The organism is Streptomyces fradiae ATCC 10745 = DSM 40063, assembly GCF_008704425.1.
Lineage (GTDB): Bacteria > Actinomycetota > Actinomycetes > Streptomycetales > Streptomycetaceae > Streptomyces > Streptomyces fradiae.
The window spans coordinates 5,219,718-5,237,076 of the sequence record NZ_CP023696.1 but is presented as its reverse complement, the minus strand read 5'-3'; the positions used below and the strand labels follow the sequence as shown (position 1 = coordinate 5,237,076).

Genomic DNA, 17,359 nt, shown 5'->3' with positions numbered 1-17,359 from the left:
ACGGCTGTGGAAACCGGGGCCGGCCGGCGCCCCGGCGCCCGAGCGGGCCTGGCGGCGGCCCGCGGGGCGGGCGGGGCCCGCACCGGCTCGTGTCAGTAGCTGGGGAGGCGGCGGGGGCCCAGGTCGGTGCGGGCCGCCGGCGGGGCGAGCCGTACGGTCGCGTCGAGGACCGCGAGGCCGCGCGGGGCGACGACGACCGGTTCCAGCGCGACGGCGACCACCTCCGGGTGGTCGTCGACCAGGCGTGACACCCGCAGCAGCAGTTCCTCCAGGGCCGCGGTGTCGACCGGGGCCGAGCCCCGCCAGCCGAACAGCAGGGGCGCCGTCCGGATGGCGCGGATCTGCTCGGCCACGTCGCGGTCGGTGGCCGGAACGAGACGGTGCGCCGTGTCGCCGAGCAGTTCGGACGGGGCGCCCGCGAGGCCGAAGGACAGCACGGCGCCGACCGCCGGGTCGAGCGCCGCCCGGACGACGGTGTCCACGCCGCGCGGCACCATCGCCTGGACGACCGGCCGCAGCTCGGCGGGGCGGCCCAGCGCCTCGGTGAGCTCGGCGTACGCGGTGCGCAGCTGCTGCTCGGTGGCGAGGTCGAGCCGGACGCCGCCGAGGTCGGGGCGGTGGCGCAGGTGCGGCGCGGTGGTCTTGAGGGCGACCGGGTAGCCGAGCCGCGCGGCGGCGCGCACGGCCGCGTCGGGGTCGGGGGCGGGGAGGACGGGGTGTACGGCGATGCCGTAGCGGGCCAGCAGCTCGCGCGCGTCGTCCGGGGCGAGGGTGATCCCCCGCTCGGGCACCGCCACGGGACGGCCGGATCGGTCGGGACGGCCGGTTCCGCCGGGGCCGTCGGGGCGGCCGGATCGGTCGGGGCCGTCGGGGCGGCCGGATCGGTCGGGGCCGTCGGCTCGTGCGGGTCCCTCGGCTCCCGCGGGGCGGCGGCCGGACGCCTCGGGGCGGGCGGGGCTGTCCGGGGCCTCGGGGGCGGCCGTGCCGAGGAGGCGTCCGATCAGGGTGGCCGCGCCGGGCTCGTCGATGCCCTCGTACTCCGGTACGCGGCCGGGTTCGGCGGCCTCGCGGCGCCACTCGGCGTACCGGACGGCCTCGGCAAGGGCCCGGACGGCCCGCTCGGCGGCGGGGTAGGCCGGGATGTGGCCGCCATCGGGCGCGCGGACCCCCGTGGCGGGGGCCGGGGCGGCGGGGGGCGCGGGCGTGCCCGGGGGCGCGTCCGCGGTGGCGGGGGGCGCGTACGCGGTGGTGGCGGGCGCGTCCGCGCCGGAGGCCCCGCCCGTGGTCGCGGAGGCTGCGGGGGCTGCTCCGATGGGGCGGGCGCCGCTCGGCTCGTACGCGGGCTCGGCCGCTGCCGCCGGGCCGGGGCCCTGCGGGCCCGAGGCCGCAGCGTCCGGGCCCCCGGGCCGGTCCGGTGTGCTCGGGGGCCTGCGGCCGGGGGCCGTGCTGGTGGCGGCGGCCAGCGCGTCCGCGAGGGCGCCCAGTTCGACGTGGACCACCACCACCGGCTTCGCCGGGGAGGCGGTGCAGGCCTCGCGCAGGGCCGCGGCGAGCACCCCGCCCTCGCCGCCCGGCTCCACCGCGCCCTGCGGACCCACGGACGGGATCGCCGTGACGACCACCGCGTCGCACCCGTCGTCCCGCAGGGCCTCGGCGAGCGCGGCGCGGAAGTCCTCGGGCGTCGCGGCCGTGGTCAGGTCGCGGGGCGGCAGCGGCCGCAGCCCCTCGGTGAGGCAGGCGTCGTAGGTGAGGAGGCCGAGCGACTCGGAGTTGCCGAGGATCGCGACGCGCGGCCCCCGCGGCAGGGGCTGGCCGGCGAGCAGCAGGCCCACGTCGACCAGTTCGGTGACCGTGTCCACGCGGATGACGCCGGCCTGCCGGAGCAGCGCCGAGACCGTGGCGTGCGGGATGCGGGTGACGGGCACCGCGTGGCCGGGGGGCGCGCTGCCGCTGTGCTTGGCGCCCTTGACGACGACGACCGGCTTGACGGCGGCCGTGCGGCGGGCCAGCCGGGTGAACTTGCGGGGGTTGCCGATGGACTCCAGGTACAGCAGGACCACGTCCGTGGCGGGGTCCTCGTACCAGTACTGGAGGATGTCGTTGCCGGAGACGTCGGCCCGGTTGCCCGCCGAGACGAACGACGACACGCCCGCACCGCGCCGGTGCAGCCCCGACAGCAGGGCGATGCCGATGGCGCCGGACTGGGTGAACAGGCCGATGCGCCCGGCGGCCGGCAGTTGCGGGGCGAGGGAGGCGTCGAGCCGTACGCCCTCCGCGGTGTTGATCACGCCGAAGGCGTTGGGGCCGATGACGCGCATCCCGTACGAGCGGGCCTGCCGCACCAGGGCACGCTGGCGCTCCCGCCCCTCGGGGCCGCTCTCCGCGTACCCGGCCGACAGGACGACGAGGCCGCGCACGCCGTGCTCGCCGCAGTCCGCGACGGCGTCCGGGACGTGCTCGGCGGGCACGGCGATGACGGCCAGGTCGACGGGCTCGCCGCGGCGTCCCGCCCCACCAGGACCGGTGGGACCGGTGGGGCCGGTGGGGCCGGTGGGGCCGACGTGGTCGGCGGGGCCACGGGGACGGTCGGGGCGGTCGGAGGCGGGACGGCCGGGCGCGGCGGGCTGGGCGCCGATCTCCCCGACCGACCGGTACGCGGGTACGCCGTCCAGGGTGGCCGTGCCCTCCGGGAGGGCCCGGTTCACGGCGTAGACCCGGCCGGTGAACCCGGAGCCGACGAGGTTGCGCAGGACCGTGCGGCCGACCCCGCCCGGAGCGCGGCCCGCGCCGACGACGGCGACGGAGGCCGGGGCCAGGAGCCGCTGCACGGACCGCGCCTCGGCGCGCTGCTCGCGGGCGCGCTGCACCGCCAGGGAGCGGTCGGTGGGCTCCAGGTCGAGGTGGAGGCGGACCGCGCCGTCCTCGAAGCGGCGCTTCTGGGTGTACCCGGCGTCCGTGAACACCTTGATCATCTTGGTGTTGGCGGGCAGCACCTCCGCCGCGAACCGCCTGATGCCGCGCTCCCGGGCGACGGCGGCGATGTGCTCCAGCAGCGCGGAGGCGACCCCGCGGCCCTGGTGGGCGTCCTGGACGAGGAACGCGACCTCCGCCTCGTCGGCGGGCGCGCTCGCGGGGCGCCCCGCCGCGTCGATCCGGTCGTAGCGGACGGTCGCGATGAACTCGCCTCCGACGGTGGCGGCGAGCCCCACCCGGTCCACGTAGTCGTGGTGGGTGAAATGGCGCACGTCCTTGGCGGAGAGCCGGGGATAGGGAGCGAAGAACCTGTAGTACTTCGACTCGTCCGACACCTGCTCGTAGAAGCTGACCAGACGGCCGGCGTCGTCCGTCGTGATCGGTCTGATCCGCGCGGTGCCGCCGTCGCGCAGCACCACGTCGGCTTCCCAGTGGTCGGGGTAGGCGTGCGCCGAGTGCTCGGACGGGTTCAGCATGGGCCAAGGGTACGGGGCCGTTCCGGCACCGCGCCGGACATGAGAGACTGGTCTAGACAACCGCTAGCACCTGAAGGGCAACACCATGGCTGAGCGCCGCGTCAACGTGGGTTGGGCCGAGGGCCTGCACGCCCGCCCCGCCTCCATCTTCGTCCGTGCCGCCACCGCGTCCGGCGTCCCCGTGACCATCGCCAAGGCCGACGGCACCCCGGTCAACGCCGCGTCGATGCTCGCCGTGCTCGGCCTGGGCGCGCAGGGCGGCGAGGAGATCGTCCTCGCCTCCGAGGCCGAGGGCTCGGACGCGGCGCTGGACCGCCTGGCGAAGCTGGTCGCCGAGGGACTCGAGGAGCTTCCCGAGACCGTCTGACGGCACCGGGTCGCACCGCGGAGCCGCACCACCCGTACGCGGGGGGTGCGGCTCCCTCGCGTAGACGGGCCCTGCCGTCCCGTGGGCGGGCCGCTGCCCTCACCGGGCGGGCGCGCAGCAGCGGCACCGCGCGGGTTTCCGGCGACCCGCGACCGGCGGCCGAATTCGGTGGGCTTCCGCCATCCGCCGGGCGGGAAAGAGATACCGGCCGGGAAAGAGGCGTGGACACGGCCGGCCGGAAATCCGGAGCGAACGGCCGGCGACGACAATTCGATCCGCCCTTTTCTACGGGTCCCGCGTTAATTCCGGGGCGCCGCGGTGTTGACGGCGTGTTGCGGATTCCTCACACCGTCCGCGGCGCGGCGCAGCCGGTGGGAGCCGCGCCACCGCTCGACGTGGCGGGAGGTGAGCGCCCTGGCGCGCTCGGCGTCGCCGCGCGCGACGGCGTCGACGATGGCGCCGTGCTCGGCCCACACCTCGGCGGGCCGGGCCGGCGCGTCCACCGCGTACATCCAGGCCACCTTGTGACGGAGCCGGATGAGCAGCGCGGTGAGGTCGGGGCTGGCGGAAGCCTGGGCGAGCGTCTCGTGGAACCACTCGCCCAGGGACCGCAGGTCCTCGCCCCCGCCTCCGCGGGCCCGCTGCTGCCCGAGCCGTACGAGGCCGCGCAGCACCTTGAGGTGGGCCTCGGTACGGCGCTGCGCGGCGCGGGCGGCTCCCAGCGGCTCCAGCAGGGCCCGCATCTCCAGCAGATCGGCGGCGTCCCGCTCGGTCGGCTCGGCGACGCAGGCGCCGACGTGGCGGCGCGAGACGACGAAGCCCTCCGACTCCAGGGTGCGCAGCGCCTCGCGGACCGGGACGCGGGAGACCCCGTAGCGGCGGGCCAGGTGCTCCTCGGTGAGGCGGCTGCCGCGCGCCAGCACCCCGGAGACGATGTCCGCCCGGATCGCCGTGCACACCGACTGCGCGGGTACGCGCATACCGAACCTCCGATTCACTCCGCCCACAGTCCCGCTCGCGCCGTTCCGCAAGCGCTGTTCCGCCGCGTCGCCGAATTGTCCGGCGCCGTTTCCCGTGACTCTATTGCAGTGACGGGTTTCTGCCGATAGCGGGCCGGAATTCATGATGCTTTTCGGCCGACCGGTTCGCGACGGACGACCGGCCCCGGAGGCCGGCGCGGAGCGCCGGGGGTGCCGGCGCCGCGGGCACGGCGAAGGCCCCGGCTCGGTCGGGGAGCCGGGGCCTTCGCGGAGCGGGACGGGACGGGTCAGACGTTGACGCCGCGCGCCCGGAGGTAGGAGACGGGGTCGATGTCGGAGCCGTACTCCGCGGTGGTGCGCGCCTCGAAGTGGAGGTGCGGGCCCGTGGAGTTGCCGGTCGAGCCGGAGACGCCGATCTGCTGGCCCGGCATGACCTCCTGGCCGACCGAGACGCCGATCGAGGCGAGGTGGCCGTACTGCGTGTACGTGCCGTCGTGCATCCGGATCACCACGTTGTTGCCGTACGCGCCGCCCCAGCCGGCCTCGACGACGGTGCCGCGGCCCACGGAGACGACGGAGGAGCCGTACGGGGCGTGGAAGTCGACGCCCGAGTGGCTGCCGGAGGACCACAGCGAGCCGCCCGACCGGTAGGACGTGGAGACGTACGAGCCCGCCACCGGCGACTGGAAGGAGTCGAGGCGCTTGCGCTCGGCCTCGCGGGAGGCGCGCTCCTCGGCCTCGCGGGCGGCCTCCAGACGGGCCTCGGCCTGGCGCTCGGCGGCCATCTCGGCCATGGCCTGGCGTTCGGCGACCTCGGCGGCCAGCTCCTGGGCGGCGGCCTGGTCCTCGACCTGGTCGGCCAGGTCGTAGCCGGCGATGGCCTGCTTCACGCCGGCGTCCTCGAAGGAGGCGCGCTCGGCGTCCGCGGCGAACGCCGGGGAGGTGAGGGTGCCGATGACGCCGGAGGTGGCGAGAGCGGCGGCGCCGGCGGCGTGGGCGCTCCTGCGGCTCATACGGCTCGGGGCACGGTGCTTCCCGGTGGAACGGGTGAACGCCATGAAGAGGACGTGTCCTTTCCTTCCCTCTCGCCTACCGGGTTAGCTGACGGGTTCGGAGCAGGAAGGTCTCCTACGGGCCCCTCCGCGCGGTGCGAAGGCGTCCGATTCACCCCAGGGGACATGGGTCCCCGGCTCCCCAGGCTCGCGCCTGACGGGGATTCGGCGATCGCTGCCCGGTGCCGCGGGTGCGGCGGTACAGCGGGGCGGACAGCGGATAAGACGCTAAGCGGCTGATCTTTCAATCACCAAACGGACACGGTTTTTTGTAGCGCACGCCACAGAACAGACGACACGACTCCTCAGCAAAACGGACATACGTCCACATGAAAGCGGAACCCCGACATCCGGAGGATGTCGGGGTTCCGCTTCGTGCGTGGAGCGCCGCCCGGTGGCCGTAGGGCCGTCAATCAGCCCGTGACGACCGTCACTTCGCCGATGCCCAGCGCCTCGACCGGATCCTTGATGCGGGCGGCGTCGCCCACGAGGACCGTGACGAGGCGGTCCGGCGGGAAGGCGTTGACGACGGCCGCCGTCGCCTCCACCGTGCCGGTGGCGTCCAGGCGCTGGTACAGCCGGGCCTGGAAGTCGTCCGGGAGGTGCTGCTCGACCTGGTCGGCGAGCGTGTCGGCGACGGACGCCGCCGTCTCGTACCGGAGCGGGGCCACGCCCACCAGGTTGTGCACGGCGGCGTCGCGCTCCGCGTCGGTCAGGCCCTCCGCCGCGAGGGTGCGCAGCACCTTCCACAGGTCGTCCAGCGCGGGGCCGGTGTGGGGGGTGTCGACGGAGCCGCTGATGGCGAGCATCGCCGCGCCCGTCCCGTCCGGCAGGGACCGCAGGACCTGGCCGAAGGCCCGGACGCCGTACGTGTAGCCCTTCTCCTCGCGCAGGACGCGGTCCAGGCGGGAGGTGAGCGTGCCGCCCAGGCAGTAGGTGCCGACGACCTGCGCGGGCCACACGCTGTCGTGCCGGTCCGGGCCGATGCGGCCGATCAGCAGCTGCGTCTGCACGGCGCCCGGCCGGTCGACGATCACCACGCGGCCGGTGTCGTCGGCGGTGATGGGCGACGCCGTGCCCGGGCGGGCCTCGTCGCCGGTCCACACGCCGAGCGTCTCGGCGAGCAGGCCGTCCAGGTCGATGCCCGTCAGGTCGCCCACCACGACCGCGGTGGCCGTGGCGGGGCGGACGTGGGCCTCGTAGAAGGCCCGTACCGAGGCGGAGTCGATCCGGGCGACGGTCTCCTCCGTGCCCTGGCGGGGCCGGGAGACGCGGGAGGCGGCCGGGAACAGCTCGGCGGCGAGCTGCTTGGCGGCGCGGCGGGCCGGGTTGGCCGTCTCGTGCGGGATCTCGTCGAGGCGGTTGCGGACCAGGCGGTCGACCTCGTCGTCCGCGAAGGCCGGGGCGCGCAGCGCGTCGGCGAGCAGCCCGAGCGCCTTGGGCAGCCGCGAGGCGGGCACTTCGAGGCTGACCCGCACGCCGGGGTGGTCGGCGTGCGCGTCGAGGGTGGCGCCGCACCGCTCCAGCTCGGCGGCGAACTCCTCGGCGGTGTGCTTGTCCGTGCCCTCGGACAGGGCACGCGCCATGATCGTGGCGACGCCGTCCAGGCCCTCCGGCTCGGCGTCGAGGGGGGCGTCGAGGACGATCTCGACGGCGACGACCTGCTGGCCGGGACGGTGGCAGCGCAGCACCGTCAGGCCGTTGCCGAGCCGGCCGCGCTCGGGGGCGGGGAAGGCCCACACGCGGGGCGTGCCTCCCTCCGGCCGCGGGTGGAACTCCATGGTGGTCAGGGACACGGCGGCGTCGCTCACTGGTCCGCCCCCTCCTCGTCGTCGCTGTCGGTCTGGTCGCCGCCGGCCTGGTCGTCGGCGCCGCCCTTGGTCGGTTCGTAGACGAGCACGCCGCGGTTGTCGGGGCGCAGATGCCGGGCGGCCACCTCGCGCACCTCGTCGGCGGTGACCTCCAGCACGCGCTGGACGGCGGTGAGGGCGAGCTGCGGGTCGCCGAACAGGACGGCGAAGCGGCACAGTTCGTCGGCGCGGCCCGCGACCGTGCCGAGCCGGTCCAGCCACTCGCGCTCCAGCTGGGCCTGGGCGCGCTCCATCTCCTCGGCGGTGGGGCCCTCGGCGGCGAAGCGGGCCAGCTCCTCGTCGACGGCGGCCTCGATGTCGGGCACCTCCACCCCGGCGGAGGTCTTCACGTCCAGCCAGCCCATGGAGGGCGCTCCGGCCAGCCGCAGCAGGCCGAAGCCGGCGGCGACGGCGGTGCGGTCGCGCCGCACCAGCCGGTTGTGCAGGCGGGACGACTCGCCGCCGCCGAGGATGGTGAGGGCGAGGTCGGCGGCGTCGCACGGGCGCGTGCCGTCGGCGGGGAGGCGGTAGGCGGCCATCAGGGCGCGGGCCGGGACGTCCTCCTCGACGACCTCGCGCAGCTCCTCGCCGATGACGTCGGTGAGGTGCCCGTCGCGCGGGGCCGGCTTGCCGTCGTGGGACGGGATGGAGCCGAAGTACTTCTCGATCCAGGCGAGGGTCTGCTCCGGGTCGATGTCGCCGACGACGGACAGGACGGCGTTGTTCGGCGCGTAGTAGGTGCGGAAGAAGGCGCGCGCGTCCTCCAGCGTGGCCGCGTCCAGGTCCGCCATGGAGCCGATCGGCGTGTGGTGGTAGGGGTGGCCGTCGGGGAAGACGAGGGCGGTCAGCCGCTCGAAGGCGGTGCCGTAGGGCACGTTGTCGTAGCGCTGGCGGCGCTCGTTCTTGACGACGTCCCGCTGGTTCTCCATCGACTCCTCGTCCAGCGCGGCGAGGAGGGAGCCCATGCGGTCGGCCTCCAGCCAGAGGGCGAGCTCCAGCTGGTGGGCGGGCATGGTCTCGAAGTAGTTGGTGCGCTCGAAGCTGGTGGTGCCGTTGAGCGAGCCGCCCGCGCCCTGCACCAGCTCGAAGTGGCCGTTCCCCTGGACCTGCTTGGAGCCCTGGAACATCAGGTGCTCGAAGAGGTGGGCGAGGCCGGTGCGGCCCTTGACCTCGTGGCGGGAGCCTACGTCGTACCAGAGGCACACCGCGGCGACCGGGGTCAGGTGGTCCTCCGAGAGCACCACGCGCAGGCCGTTGGCCAGCCGGTGCTTGGTCGCTTTCAGCCCGCCGGAGCCGGCCTGGGCTGTGGCCGTGTGACCCATGGGCATGTACGTCCCTTCGATCGCGTCATGGAAAGTCCTGCCACTGTATGCAAGCGCACCGGCGCCCGGCGAAGTTCCCGAAGGCCCACACGTCCCTCTTCCGGGTCGCGGTCGGTCCTGTCAGTGGGACGGTCCACAATGGTCGGCGTCAGATCAACCTTGTTGGTGAAGGAGCCGCAGCAGCGATGGCCCGCCGCAGCACGAAGACCCCGCCGCCCGACGACTTCGAGGAGCGGATCCTCGACATCGACGTCGTCGACGAGATGCAGGGCTCCTTCCTCGAGTACGCGTACTCGGTGATCTACTCCCGAGCCCTGCCCGACGCGCGCGACGGCATGAAGCCGGTGCACCGCCGCATCGTCTACCAGATGAACGAGATGGGCCTGCGTCCCGAGCGCGGGTTCGTCAAGTGCGCCCGCGTCGTCGGCGAGGTGATGGGCAAGCTCCACCCGCACGGCGACGCGTCGATCTACGACGCGCTGGTGCGCATGGCGCAGCCGTTCTCGATGCGCCTGCCCCTGGTCGACGGCCACGGCAACTTCGGCTCGCTCGGCAACGACGACCCGCCGGCCGCCATGCGGTACACCGAGTGCCGGATGGCGGACGCGACCTCGCTGATGACGGAGTCGATCGACGAGGACACGGTCGACTTCGCGCCCAACTACGACGGGCAGGAGCGCGAGCCGGTCGCCCTCCCGGCCGCCTTCCCGAACCTGCTGGTCAACGGCGCCTCCGGCATCGCGGTCGGCATGGCGACCAACATGCCCCCGCACAACCTGGGCGAGGTGATCGCCGCCGCGCGGCACCTGATCCGGCACCCGCACGCCGACCTCGAGACCCTCATGCGGTACGTCCCCGGCCCGGACCTGCCGACCGGCGGCAGGATCGTCGGCCTGTCCGGCATCCGGGACGCGTACGAGTCCGGCCGCGGCACGTTCAAGATCCGCGCGACGGCGACGGTGGAGAACGTGACGGCGCGCCGCAAGGGCCTGGTCGTCACCGAGCTGCCGTTCGCGGTCGGCCCGGAGAAGGTCATCGCCAAGATCAAGGACCTGGTCGGCGCGAAGAAGCTGCAGGGCATCGCGGACGTCAAGGACCTCACGGACCGCGAGCACGGGCTGCGCCTGGTCATCGAGATCAAGAACGGCTTCGTGCCCGAGGCGGTGCTGGAGCAGCTGTACAAGCTGACGCCGATGGAGGAGTCCTTCGGCATCAACAACGTGGCGCTGGTGGACGGCCAGCCCGTCACGCTGGGCCTCAAGGAGCTGCTGGAGGTCTACCTCGACCACCGCTTCGAGGTGGTCCGGCGGCGCAGCGAGTTCCGCCGGGGCAAGAAGCGGGACCGGCTGCACCTGGTCGAGGGCCTGCTGGTGGCGCTCGTCGACATCGACGAGGTCATCCGGCTGATCCGCTCCAGTGAGAACTCGGCGCAGGCCAGGGAGCGGCTCATCGAGCGGTTCTCGCTGAGCGACGTGCAGACCCAGTACATCCTGGACACGCCGCTGCGCCGGCTCACCAAGTTCGACCGGCTGGAGCTGGAGGACGAGCGGGAGCGGCTGACCGGCGAGATCGAGGCGCTGACCAGGATCCTGGAGTCGGACGCGGAGCTGCGCAAGCTCGTCTCGTCCGAGCTGGCGGCGGTGGCGAAGAAGTTCGCCACGGAGCGTCGCACGGTGCTGCTGGAGTCGGCCGGCACCGCGGCCGCCGCGGTGCCGCTGGAGGTGGCGGACGACCCGTGCCGGGTCCTGCTCTCCTCGACGGGTCTGCTGGCCCGTACGGCGAGCGGCGAGCCGCTGCCGGAGAGCGGCGGCAAGCGCGCCAAGCACGACGTGGTGGTGTCGGCGGTGGCGGCGACGCAGCGCGGCACGATCGGCGTGGTGACGTCCTCCGGGCGGCTGCTGCGGCTGTCCGTGATCGACCTGCCGCAGCTGCCGGACACGGCGTCCGCACCGACCCTGTCGGGCGGGGCGCCGCTGTCGGAGTTCGTGACGCTGGAGAAGGACGAGACGGTCGTCTGCCTGACCACCCTGGACGAGTCGTCGCCGGGCCTCGCGCTGGGCACCCTGCAGGGCGTCGTGAAGCGGGTGGTGCCCGACTACCCGGCGAACAAGGACGAGCTGGAGGTCATCACGCTCAAGGAGGGCGACCGGATCGTCGGGGCGGCGGAGCTGCGGACGGGCGAGGAGGACCTGGTCTTCGTCACCTCCGACGCGCAGCTGCTGCGCTTCCAGGCGTCCCAGGTGCGCCCGCAGGGCCGGCCCGCGGGCGGCATGGCGGGCGTCAAGCTCGCGGCGGGCGCCGCGGTGCTCTCCTTCACCGCCGTGGACCCGTCGTCCGACGCGGTCGTGTTCACGGTGGCGGGGGCCACCGGCCAGCTGGACGGGACCGCCGGTACGTCGGCGAAGCTGACGCCGTTCGACCAGTACCCGCGCAAGGGCCGGGCCACCGGCGGCGTGCGCTGCCACCGGTTCCTGAAGGGCGAGGACGCGCTGGTGTTCGCCTGGGCGGGCGGTGCCCCGGCCAGGGCGGCGCAGAAGAACGGCACGCCCGCGGAGCTGCCGGCCCTGGACCCGCGCCGCGACGGGTCCGGTACGCCGCTGCTGAAGCCGGTCGCGGTGGTGGCCGGGCCGCTGTCCTAGCGGTCGCCGGCCGCGGGTGGCGGCGGCCGGCCGGGGCGCCCGCGGGAGCGCGGCGCGTCCCGGCCGGCGCGGGGTCGGCTGCGGCCGGCGCGCCGGCCGGGCCGGTCCGGTGTGCGTGGCCGTCGCGCGGTCCGGGGTGCGGACCGCGGGGTGCGGACCGCCGCCGGCCCCCACCCCGGGGACCGGCCGCGGTCGCGCCCTACCGGCCGTCGTACGGGGCGTCGTGTGCGGGGCCGTACCGGCCGTCGTACGCGTCGCCGTACGGATCGTCGTCGTCGGGCTCGTCGTCCGGCACGGTGTCGTCGCACGGCACCGTCTCGTCGTGGGGGGCGGCCTCGTCGTAGGGGGCCGCCGTCTCGTACGGGGCCGGCGGGTCCGCTTCGGCGGGCTCGCCGTACCCGGACCCCGCCCCGTCCGCGCCGGGCACCGCCCCGCCGTCCTCGCGGGGCTCGGGGACGTACCGCAGCACACCCCACAGGGCGTGCTCCTCCGGCGTCTCGGCCGCCCCCGTCACCCGGCAGCCGTCCAGCGCCCGGAGCAGCGCCTGCCCGTCCGTGCCCGCGCCGATCAGCACCAGCTGGCTGAGCCGCGGCTCTCCGGGCGGCCAGGGCTCCGGGTAGAACCGCAGGAACCGGCCGACGGCGTGGGTGACGTACCGGTGGTCCGGGTCGGCGGCGCCGAAGTCCGCGAACCCCTTGATGCGGTACAGCCCTTCGGGCCGCGAGTCGAGGAAGTCCATGAGGCGGCGCGGGTGCAGGGGGTCGCCGGCCGTGAACGACACCGTCTCGTAGGCCGCGTGCGGATGGTCCCGGTGCTCACGCTCGTACGCGTCGGCGTACAGGTCCTCGAAGGACAGCTGCCGGGCCCCGTCCGGGTCGCCCGTGCGGGCGGCGCGGTCGAACAGCAGCTCCGGGTCGACCCGTCCGTACGCCGCGGTGACCACGGCCGCCCGGTCGGCGAGGGCGGCGACGGTCTCCCGTACGCGCCGCAGCTCGTCCTCCTGGACGCGGTCGGCCTTGTTGACCACGACGAGGTCGGCGATGCCCAGGTGCCGGTCGGTCTCCGGGTGACGCACGCGCGTCGCGTCGAACTCGGCGGCGTCGACGACCTCCACGAGCCCGCCGTAGACGATCCGGTCGTTGTCGCTGGCGAGGAGCATCCGCACCAGCTCCTGCGGCTCGGCGAGCCCGCTGGCCTCGATGACGATGACGTCGAGCCGCGCGGAGGGCCGGGTCAGCGTCTCCAGGTACGTGTCCAGCTCGCTCGCGTCGACGGCGCAGCACAGGCAGCCGTTGCCGAGGGAGACCGTCGAGCCGACCTGCCCCGCGACGGTCATGGCGTCGATCTCGATGGACCCGAAGTCGTTGACCATCACGCCGACGCGGGTGCCGCGGGCGGTGCGCAGGAGGTGGTTGAGCAGGGTCGTCTTGCCGGACCCGAGGAATCCGGCGAGGACGACGACGGGGATCTGCTGCGCGCTCAAGGGGCACCTTTCTCGCCGGCGGGCCGGGCGGTCGAGGGTCGGCGGTGTGCGGTCGGGCGGGCTTCAGGATAGGCGGCCGCCCCCGGTGCCCGGCCGGCCCCGAGACCGCCCCGCGGGCCCCCGCCGTCGCCACGCCCCTTCCGGACGGCTCTGACGGCCGCTGCCAGGCCCTCCGGGCGGCCGGGGTCCGGGCACTCCGCCCACTCCTCCGGGCACCCCGGAGGAGCCGCGAGGGCACCCCGGCGCGTGCGCGACGGCCGGGGACCCCGGAACCCGCCGACCGGAGACGGGTCCGGCCGGCGGGCCCGGTGGAGCGGCGGGACGCCGCGCGGCGGCCGGCCTCAGGCGTCGATGCGCGAGCGGTCCAGCGTCGCCGCCGAGCTGGTGATGAACTCCTTGCGCGGCGCCACGTCGTTGCCCATCAGCAGGTCGAAGACCTGCTCGGCGGCGTCCAGGTCGCCGATGTTGATGCGGCGCAGCGTGCGGTGGCGCGGGTCCATGGTGGTCTCGGCCAGCTGGTCGGCGTCCATCTCGCCGAGGCCCTTGTAGCGCTGGATGGAGTCCTTGTACCGGACGCCCTTGCGCTGGAACTCCAGCAGCGTCTGCCGCAGCTCGTTGTCCGAGTACGTGTACACGTACTTGTCCTGGCCGCGCTTGGGCTGGACCAGCTCGATGCGGTGCAGCGGCGGGACGGCGGCGAAGACCCGGCCGGCCTCGACCATCGGGCGCATGTACCGCTGGAACAGGGTCAGCAGCAGGCACCGGATGTGCGCGCCGTCGACGTCGGCGTCGACCAGCAGGACGATCTTGCCGTACCGGGCGGCGTCGAGGTCGAAGGTCCGGCCGGAACCGGCCCCTATGACCTGGATGATCGCGCCGCACTCGGCGTTCTTGAGCATGTCCGACACGGACGACTTCTGGACGTTGAGGATCTTGCCCCGGATCGGCAGGAGGGCCTGGAACTCGCTGTTCCGGGCCAGCTTCGCCGTGCCGAGCGCCGAGTCGCCCTCGACGATGAACAGCTCGCTGCGCTCGACGTCGTCGCTGCGGCAGTCGGCCAGCTTGGCCGGCAGGGTGGAGGTCTCCAGCGCGGTCTTGCGGCGCTGGGCCTCCTTGTGCTGGCGGGCCGCGATGCGCGTGCGGGCGGCGGCGACGGCCTTCTCCAGCACGGCTCGGGCCTGCGCCTTGGCGTCCCGCTTGGTGGACGTCAGGAAGGCCTTCAGCTCCTTGGCGACCACGTTGGCGACGATGCGGTTGGCGGCGGAGGTGCCCAGGACCTCCTTCGTCTGGCCCTCGAACTGCGGCTCGGCCAGCCGGACGGTCACGACGGCGGTGAGGCCCTCCAGGGCGTCGTCCTTGACGATGTCGTCCTCGGCGACGCGCAGCATCTTGGAGGCGCGCAGGACCTCGTTGACCGTCTTGGTGATGGCCCGCTCGAAGCCGGTGACGTGCGTACCGCCCTTGGGCGTGGCGATGATGTTGACGAAGGACCTGAGCGTCGTCTCGTAGCCGGTGCCCCAGCGCAGCGCCACGTCCACGCCGAGCTCGCGGGTGACCTCGGTGGGGGTCATGTGGCCGCGGTCGTCGAGGACCGGGACGGTCTCCTTGAACGTGCCCTGGCCGGTGAGGCGCAGGATGTCGCAGACGGGCTTGTCGGGCGCGAGGAACTCGCAGAACTCGCTGATGCCGCCGTCGAAGTGGAAGATCTCCTGGCTCTTGCCGATGCCGTCGAGGTCGCGGTCGTCGCGGACGACGATGGTCAGGCCGGGGACGAGGAAGGCGGTCTGGCGGGCGCGCTGGTGCAGCGTCTCCAGGGAGAGCTTGGCGTCCTTGAGGAAGATCTGGCGGTCGGCCCAGTACCGCACGCGGGTGCCGGTGCGGGTCTTCGGGACGCGCTTGGCCTTGCGGAGCCCGTTGGCCGGGTCGAAGGGCGCGTCGGGGCCGGACTCGGTGAAGACGCCGGGGACGCCGCGGCGGAAGCTGATCGCGTGGGTGGCGCCGTTGCGGTCGACCTCCACGTCGAGGCGGGCCGACAGGGCGTTCACCACGGAGGCGCCCACCCCGTGCAGGCCGCCGGAGGCCGCGTACGAGCCGCCGCCGAACTTGCCGCCGGCGTGCAGCTTGGTCATCACGACCTCGACGCCGGACAGGCCGGTCTTGGGCTCGACGTCCACGGGGATGCCGCGGCCGTTGTCCCGGACCTCCACCGAGCCGTCGTCGTGGAGGACGACCTCGATGTGGTCGCAGTAGCCGCCGAGGGCCTCGTCGACCGAGTTGTCGATGATCTCCCAGAGGCAGTGCATCAGGCCGCGGCTGTCGGTGGACCCGATGTACATGCCGGGGCGCTTGCGAACCGCTTCGAGCCCCTCGAGTACGAGCAGGTGCCGCGCGGTGTAGTTGGAACCGTCACGGTCTGCTGTCAGCAGCGCACTGGACGGAACGGACGTCTCGGCGGTCACGCGGTTCGCTCCTCGCTGAATTTGAGTTCTTGCCCATGCGGGTACGGGGTGGCCTTCTGTGCCGGTCCGAGCGTACAGAGCCCTGGTAGAGCGGTTGTCACGCCACCCTCGTGAAGGGTCCATGCTAGTCCAGCATCGTACGCGCGTTCGATCACTCGGGTGGGTGACGTGGACATCACGTTCCCATCCAGGCATGAACCATTTAGGCTCCGGGCACGTCCTCATGAACAACCGGCAACCCAGCCGGGGGGACATACGACACAAGCAACGCGAAACCCGTAACGCAGAGCGACACAGCAATACGGCTCATTCGCCGCCAACCGGCAGCAGACAGCCACCTTGGAGAAAGTTTCGAGGAAAAGCCGCGAGCGGGAACGTTTTCGGCCTGGTTGGATGTTGACCCTGGTACGACAGCTCGTCGAGCTAGAGAAGAGGCGACGTGACTACTGTTCTGACCCCCGCGAGCCCGCTGACGGCCGCCGACCGCTGCGACCGCTGCGGCGCCCAGGCATATCTGCGCGTCGTGCTGACCAGCGGTGGCGAACTGCTCTTCTGCGCCCACCACGGCCGCAAGTTCGAGCCGGAACTGAAGAAGATCGCCGCTGACATACAGGATGAGACGGACCGGCTCACGACCGTGCCGGCCGGAGCACCCGACGAGGACCGCTGACACGCGCGTCCACGACGAGCGAGACCGGTCCAGGACCGGCCACCGGGCGGCCGCCCCCGTCACCTCGGGGGTGAGGCCGCCCGTCGCCTCCCTACCCGAAACCGCCGTACGGCGGAGGGCGGCACCCCGTGTGACGGCGGGGTGCCGCCCTTCGCCGTACGACGGCCCACGGCCCACCGGGCCGGGGCCGCGCCCGCCGCACCGGCCGGGCGGCGCAGCGCCCGGCCGGAGTGCCCCTCACTGCGCGGGCAGCACCGCGGAGACCCGCGTGTAGACACCGGGACTCTCCGCCAGCCCGCAGCCGCTCCCCCACGACACCAGGCCGATGAGCTTGCCGCGCGCGATCAGCGGGCCTCCGCTGTCGCCCTGGCAGGCGTCCCGGCCGCCCTCCCGCGTCCCCGCGCACAGCATCGTCGCCGGGAGGTACCGCGCCTGGCCCGGCGCCGCCGGATAGGCGCGGGCGCAGTCCTCGTCGGGCAGGACGGACACGTCGGCCGCGTTGAGCGTGTGCGCGTACGTACCGAAGCCGGTCGTGTCCCCCCAGCCGTACACGGTCGCGCCGGCGCCGGGGGCGTACGCGGGGTCCCCCGCCGGGGCGACGGGGATCACGTACCCGGGCGGCAGCGCCTTGGCGAGCGTGAGCACGGCGGCGTCCCCGGAGTTGGTCTCCGCGTCGTACGCCGGGTTGATCCACATCGACTTCACCGGGATCTCGTGCCCTCCGGTCCCGCCGAGGTCGCTGCGCCCCGCGATGACCTTCAGGTCCCGCAGGTCCTGCGGCCGTACGCCCAGCACGTCCTCCCGCAGGCAGTGCGCGGCCGTCGCCACCTTCGTCGGGGCGATCACGACACCCCCGCAGAACTGGCCGGCCCGCATACGCCCGAACCGGTCAACGCTGGAGAGCGCCACGACCCACGGGGAGTCGGGAGCACTCGTCGTCCGGCCGCCCACGACCACGCTGTCGGCGGCCGCCGGCGCCGGGACGACCAGGGGTGCGAGGGCCGCCGCGGCGGCCAGGGCCACCAGAACCGCCCGCTTCCTGCTGATGGGATGACGCGTGACGCGCATTCGGCCTCCTGACTCCGTGG

Annotated in this window: 11 protein-coding genes and 1 riboswitch; of the genes, 3 read left to right on the top strand and 8 right to left on the bottom strand. The window is 74.1% G+C overall.

Features of this window, described 5'->3' with window-relative positions:
* Positions 1 to 92: 92 nt before the first annotated feature.
* A complete protein-coding gene (locus CP974_RS23310; RefSeq protein WP_150485853.1) occupies positions 93 to 3,449 on the bottom strand; it encodes a bifunctional acetate--CoA ligase family protein/GNAT family N-acetyltransferase in 3,357 nt (1,118 codons plus the stop codon).
* Between the two features lie 85 nt (positions 3,450 to 3,534).
* Here CP974_RS23310 and CP974_RS23305 point away from each other — a divergent pair, with 85 nt between their 5' ends.
* Positions 3,535 to 3,816, top strand: a complete 282-nt coding sequence (locus CP974_RS23305; RefSeq protein WP_031134283.1) for an HPr family phosphocarrier protein — start codon at positions 3,535 to 3,537, stop codon at positions 3,814 to 3,816.
* A 299-nt stretch (positions 3,817 to 4,115) separates the two neighbouring features.
* Here the strand turns inward: CP974_RS23305 and CP974_RS23300 are convergent, their stop codons facing one another.
* The 4 genes from CP974_RS23300 to CP974_RS23285 form a co-directional block, all read right to left on the bottom strand.
* Positions 4,116 to 4,796 carry a GntR family transcriptional regulator gene (locus tag CP974_RS23300; protein WP_031134281.1) on the bottom strand — a complete coding sequence of 227 codons (681 nt, stop codon included), beginning with the start codon at positions 4,794 to 4,796 and terminating at the stop codon, positions 4,116 to 4,118.
* A gap of 287 nt (positions 4,797 to 5,083) precedes the next feature.
* The gene (locus tag CP974_RS23295) at positions 5,084 to 5,854 is read right to left on the bottom strand and encodes a M23 family metallopeptidase (protein WP_031134280.1); all 771 of its coding nucleotides are present in this window, start codon (positions 5,852 to 5,854) and stop codon (positions 5,084 to 5,086) included.
* A 13-nt stretch (positions 5,855 to 5,867) separates the two neighbouring features.
* Positions 5,868 to 6,029: riboswitch (cyclic di-AMP (ydaO/yuaA leader) on the bottom strand.
* Between the two features lie 232 nt (positions 6,030 to 6,261).
* Complete coding sequence (locus CP974_RS23290) at positions 6,262 to 7,629, bottom strand: M16 family metallopeptidase (RefSeq protein ID WP_031134278.1); 1,368 nt, start codon at positions 7,627 to 7,629, stop codon at positions 6,262 to 6,264.
* Positions 7,630 to 7,655: 26 nt separating this feature from the next.
* Complete coding sequence (locus CP974_RS23285; RefSeq protein ID WP_031134276.1) at positions 7,656 to 9,020, bottom strand: M16 family metallopeptidase; 1,365 nt, start codon at positions 9,018 to 9,020, stop codon at positions 7,656 to 7,658.
* 185 nt (positions 9,021 to 9,205) lie between these two features.
* On the opposite strand from CP974_RS23285, the gene CP974_RS23280 reads away from it, so the two are divergent.
* Positions 9,206 to 11,659, top strand: a complete 2,454-nt coding sequence (locus CP974_RS23280) for a DNA gyrase/topoisomerase IV subunit A (RefSeq protein WP_031134274.1) — start codon at positions 9,206 to 9,208, stop codon at positions 11,657 to 11,659.
* Positions 11,660 to 11,858: 199 nt separating this feature from the next.
* Here the strand turns inward: CP974_RS23280 and CP974_RS23275 are convergent, their stop codons facing one another.
* Both CP974_RS23275 and CP974_RS23270 read right to left on the bottom strand, forming a co-directional pair.
* The gene (locus CP974_RS23275) at positions 11,859 to 13,142 is read right to left on the bottom strand and encodes a CobW family GTP-binding protein (protein ID WP_078915249.1); all 1,284 of its coding nucleotides are present in this window, start codon (positions 13,140 to 13,142) and stop codon (positions 11,859 to 11,861) included.
* A 341-nt stretch (positions 13,143 to 13,483) separates the two neighbouring features.
* Positions 13,484 to 15,601, bottom strand: a complete 2,118-nt coding sequence (locus CP974_RS23270; protein WP_031127821.1) for a DNA gyrase/topoisomerase IV subunit B — start codon at positions 15,599 to 15,601, stop codon at positions 13,484 to 13,486.
* A gap of 439 nt (positions 15,602 to 16,040) precedes the next feature.
* Between CP974_RS23270 and CP974_RS23265 the strand changes: the two genes are divergently transcribed.
* A complete protein-coding gene (locus CP974_RS23265; protein ID WP_031127822.1) occupies positions 16,041 to 16,271 on the top strand; it encodes a DUF7455 domain-containing protein in 231 nt (76 codons plus the stop codon).
* A 237-nt stretch (positions 16,272 to 16,508) separates the two neighbouring features.
* On the opposite strand, the gene CP974_RS23260 is transcribed toward CP974_RS23265, so the two are convergent.
* Complete coding sequence (locus tag CP974_RS23260; RefSeq protein WP_051838811.1) at positions 16,509 to 17,339, bottom strand: S1 family serine peptidase; 831 nt, start codon at positions 17,337 to 17,339, stop codon at positions 16,509 to 16,511.
* Positions 17,340 to 17,359 lie beyond the last annotated feature (20 nt).

What these genes read in the sequence shown, in the direction of transcription:
- CP974_RS23310 (WP_150485853.1), bottom strand. Translation starts at nt 3,449, where the DNA reads ATGCTGAACCCGTCCGAGCACTCGGCGCACGCCTACCCCGACCACTGG.
- CP974_RS23305 (WP_031134283.1), top strand. Translation starts at nt 3,535, where the DNA reads ATGGCTGAGCGCCGCGTCAACGTGGGTTGGGCCGAGGGCCTGCACGCC.
- CP974_RS23300 (WP_031134281.1), bottom strand. Translation starts at nt 4,796, where the DNA reads ATGCGCGTACCCGCGCAGTCGGTGTGCACGGCGATCCGGGCGGACATC.
- CP974_RS23295 (WP_031134280.1), bottom strand. Translation starts at nt 5,854, where the DNA reads ATGGCGTTCACCCGTTCCACCGGGAAGCACCGTGCCCCGAGCCGTATG.
- CP974_RS23290 (WP_031134278.1), bottom strand. Translation starts at nt 7,629, where the DNA reads ATGGAGTTCCACCCGCGGCCGGAGGGAGGCACGCCCCGCGTGTGGGCC.
- CP974_RS23285 (WP_031134276.1), bottom strand. Translation starts at nt 9,020, where the DNA reads ATGGGTCACACGGCCACAGCCCAGGCCGGCTCCGGCGGGCTGAAAGCG.
- CP974_RS23280 (WP_031134274.1), top strand. Translation starts at nt 9,206, where the DNA reads ATGGCCCGCCGCAGCACGAAGACCCCGCCGCCCGACGACTTCGAGGAG.
- CP974_RS23260 (WP_051838811.1), bottom strand. Translation starts at nt 17,339, where the DNA reads ATGCGCGTCACGCGTCATCCCATCAGCAGGAAGCGGGCGGTTCTGGTG.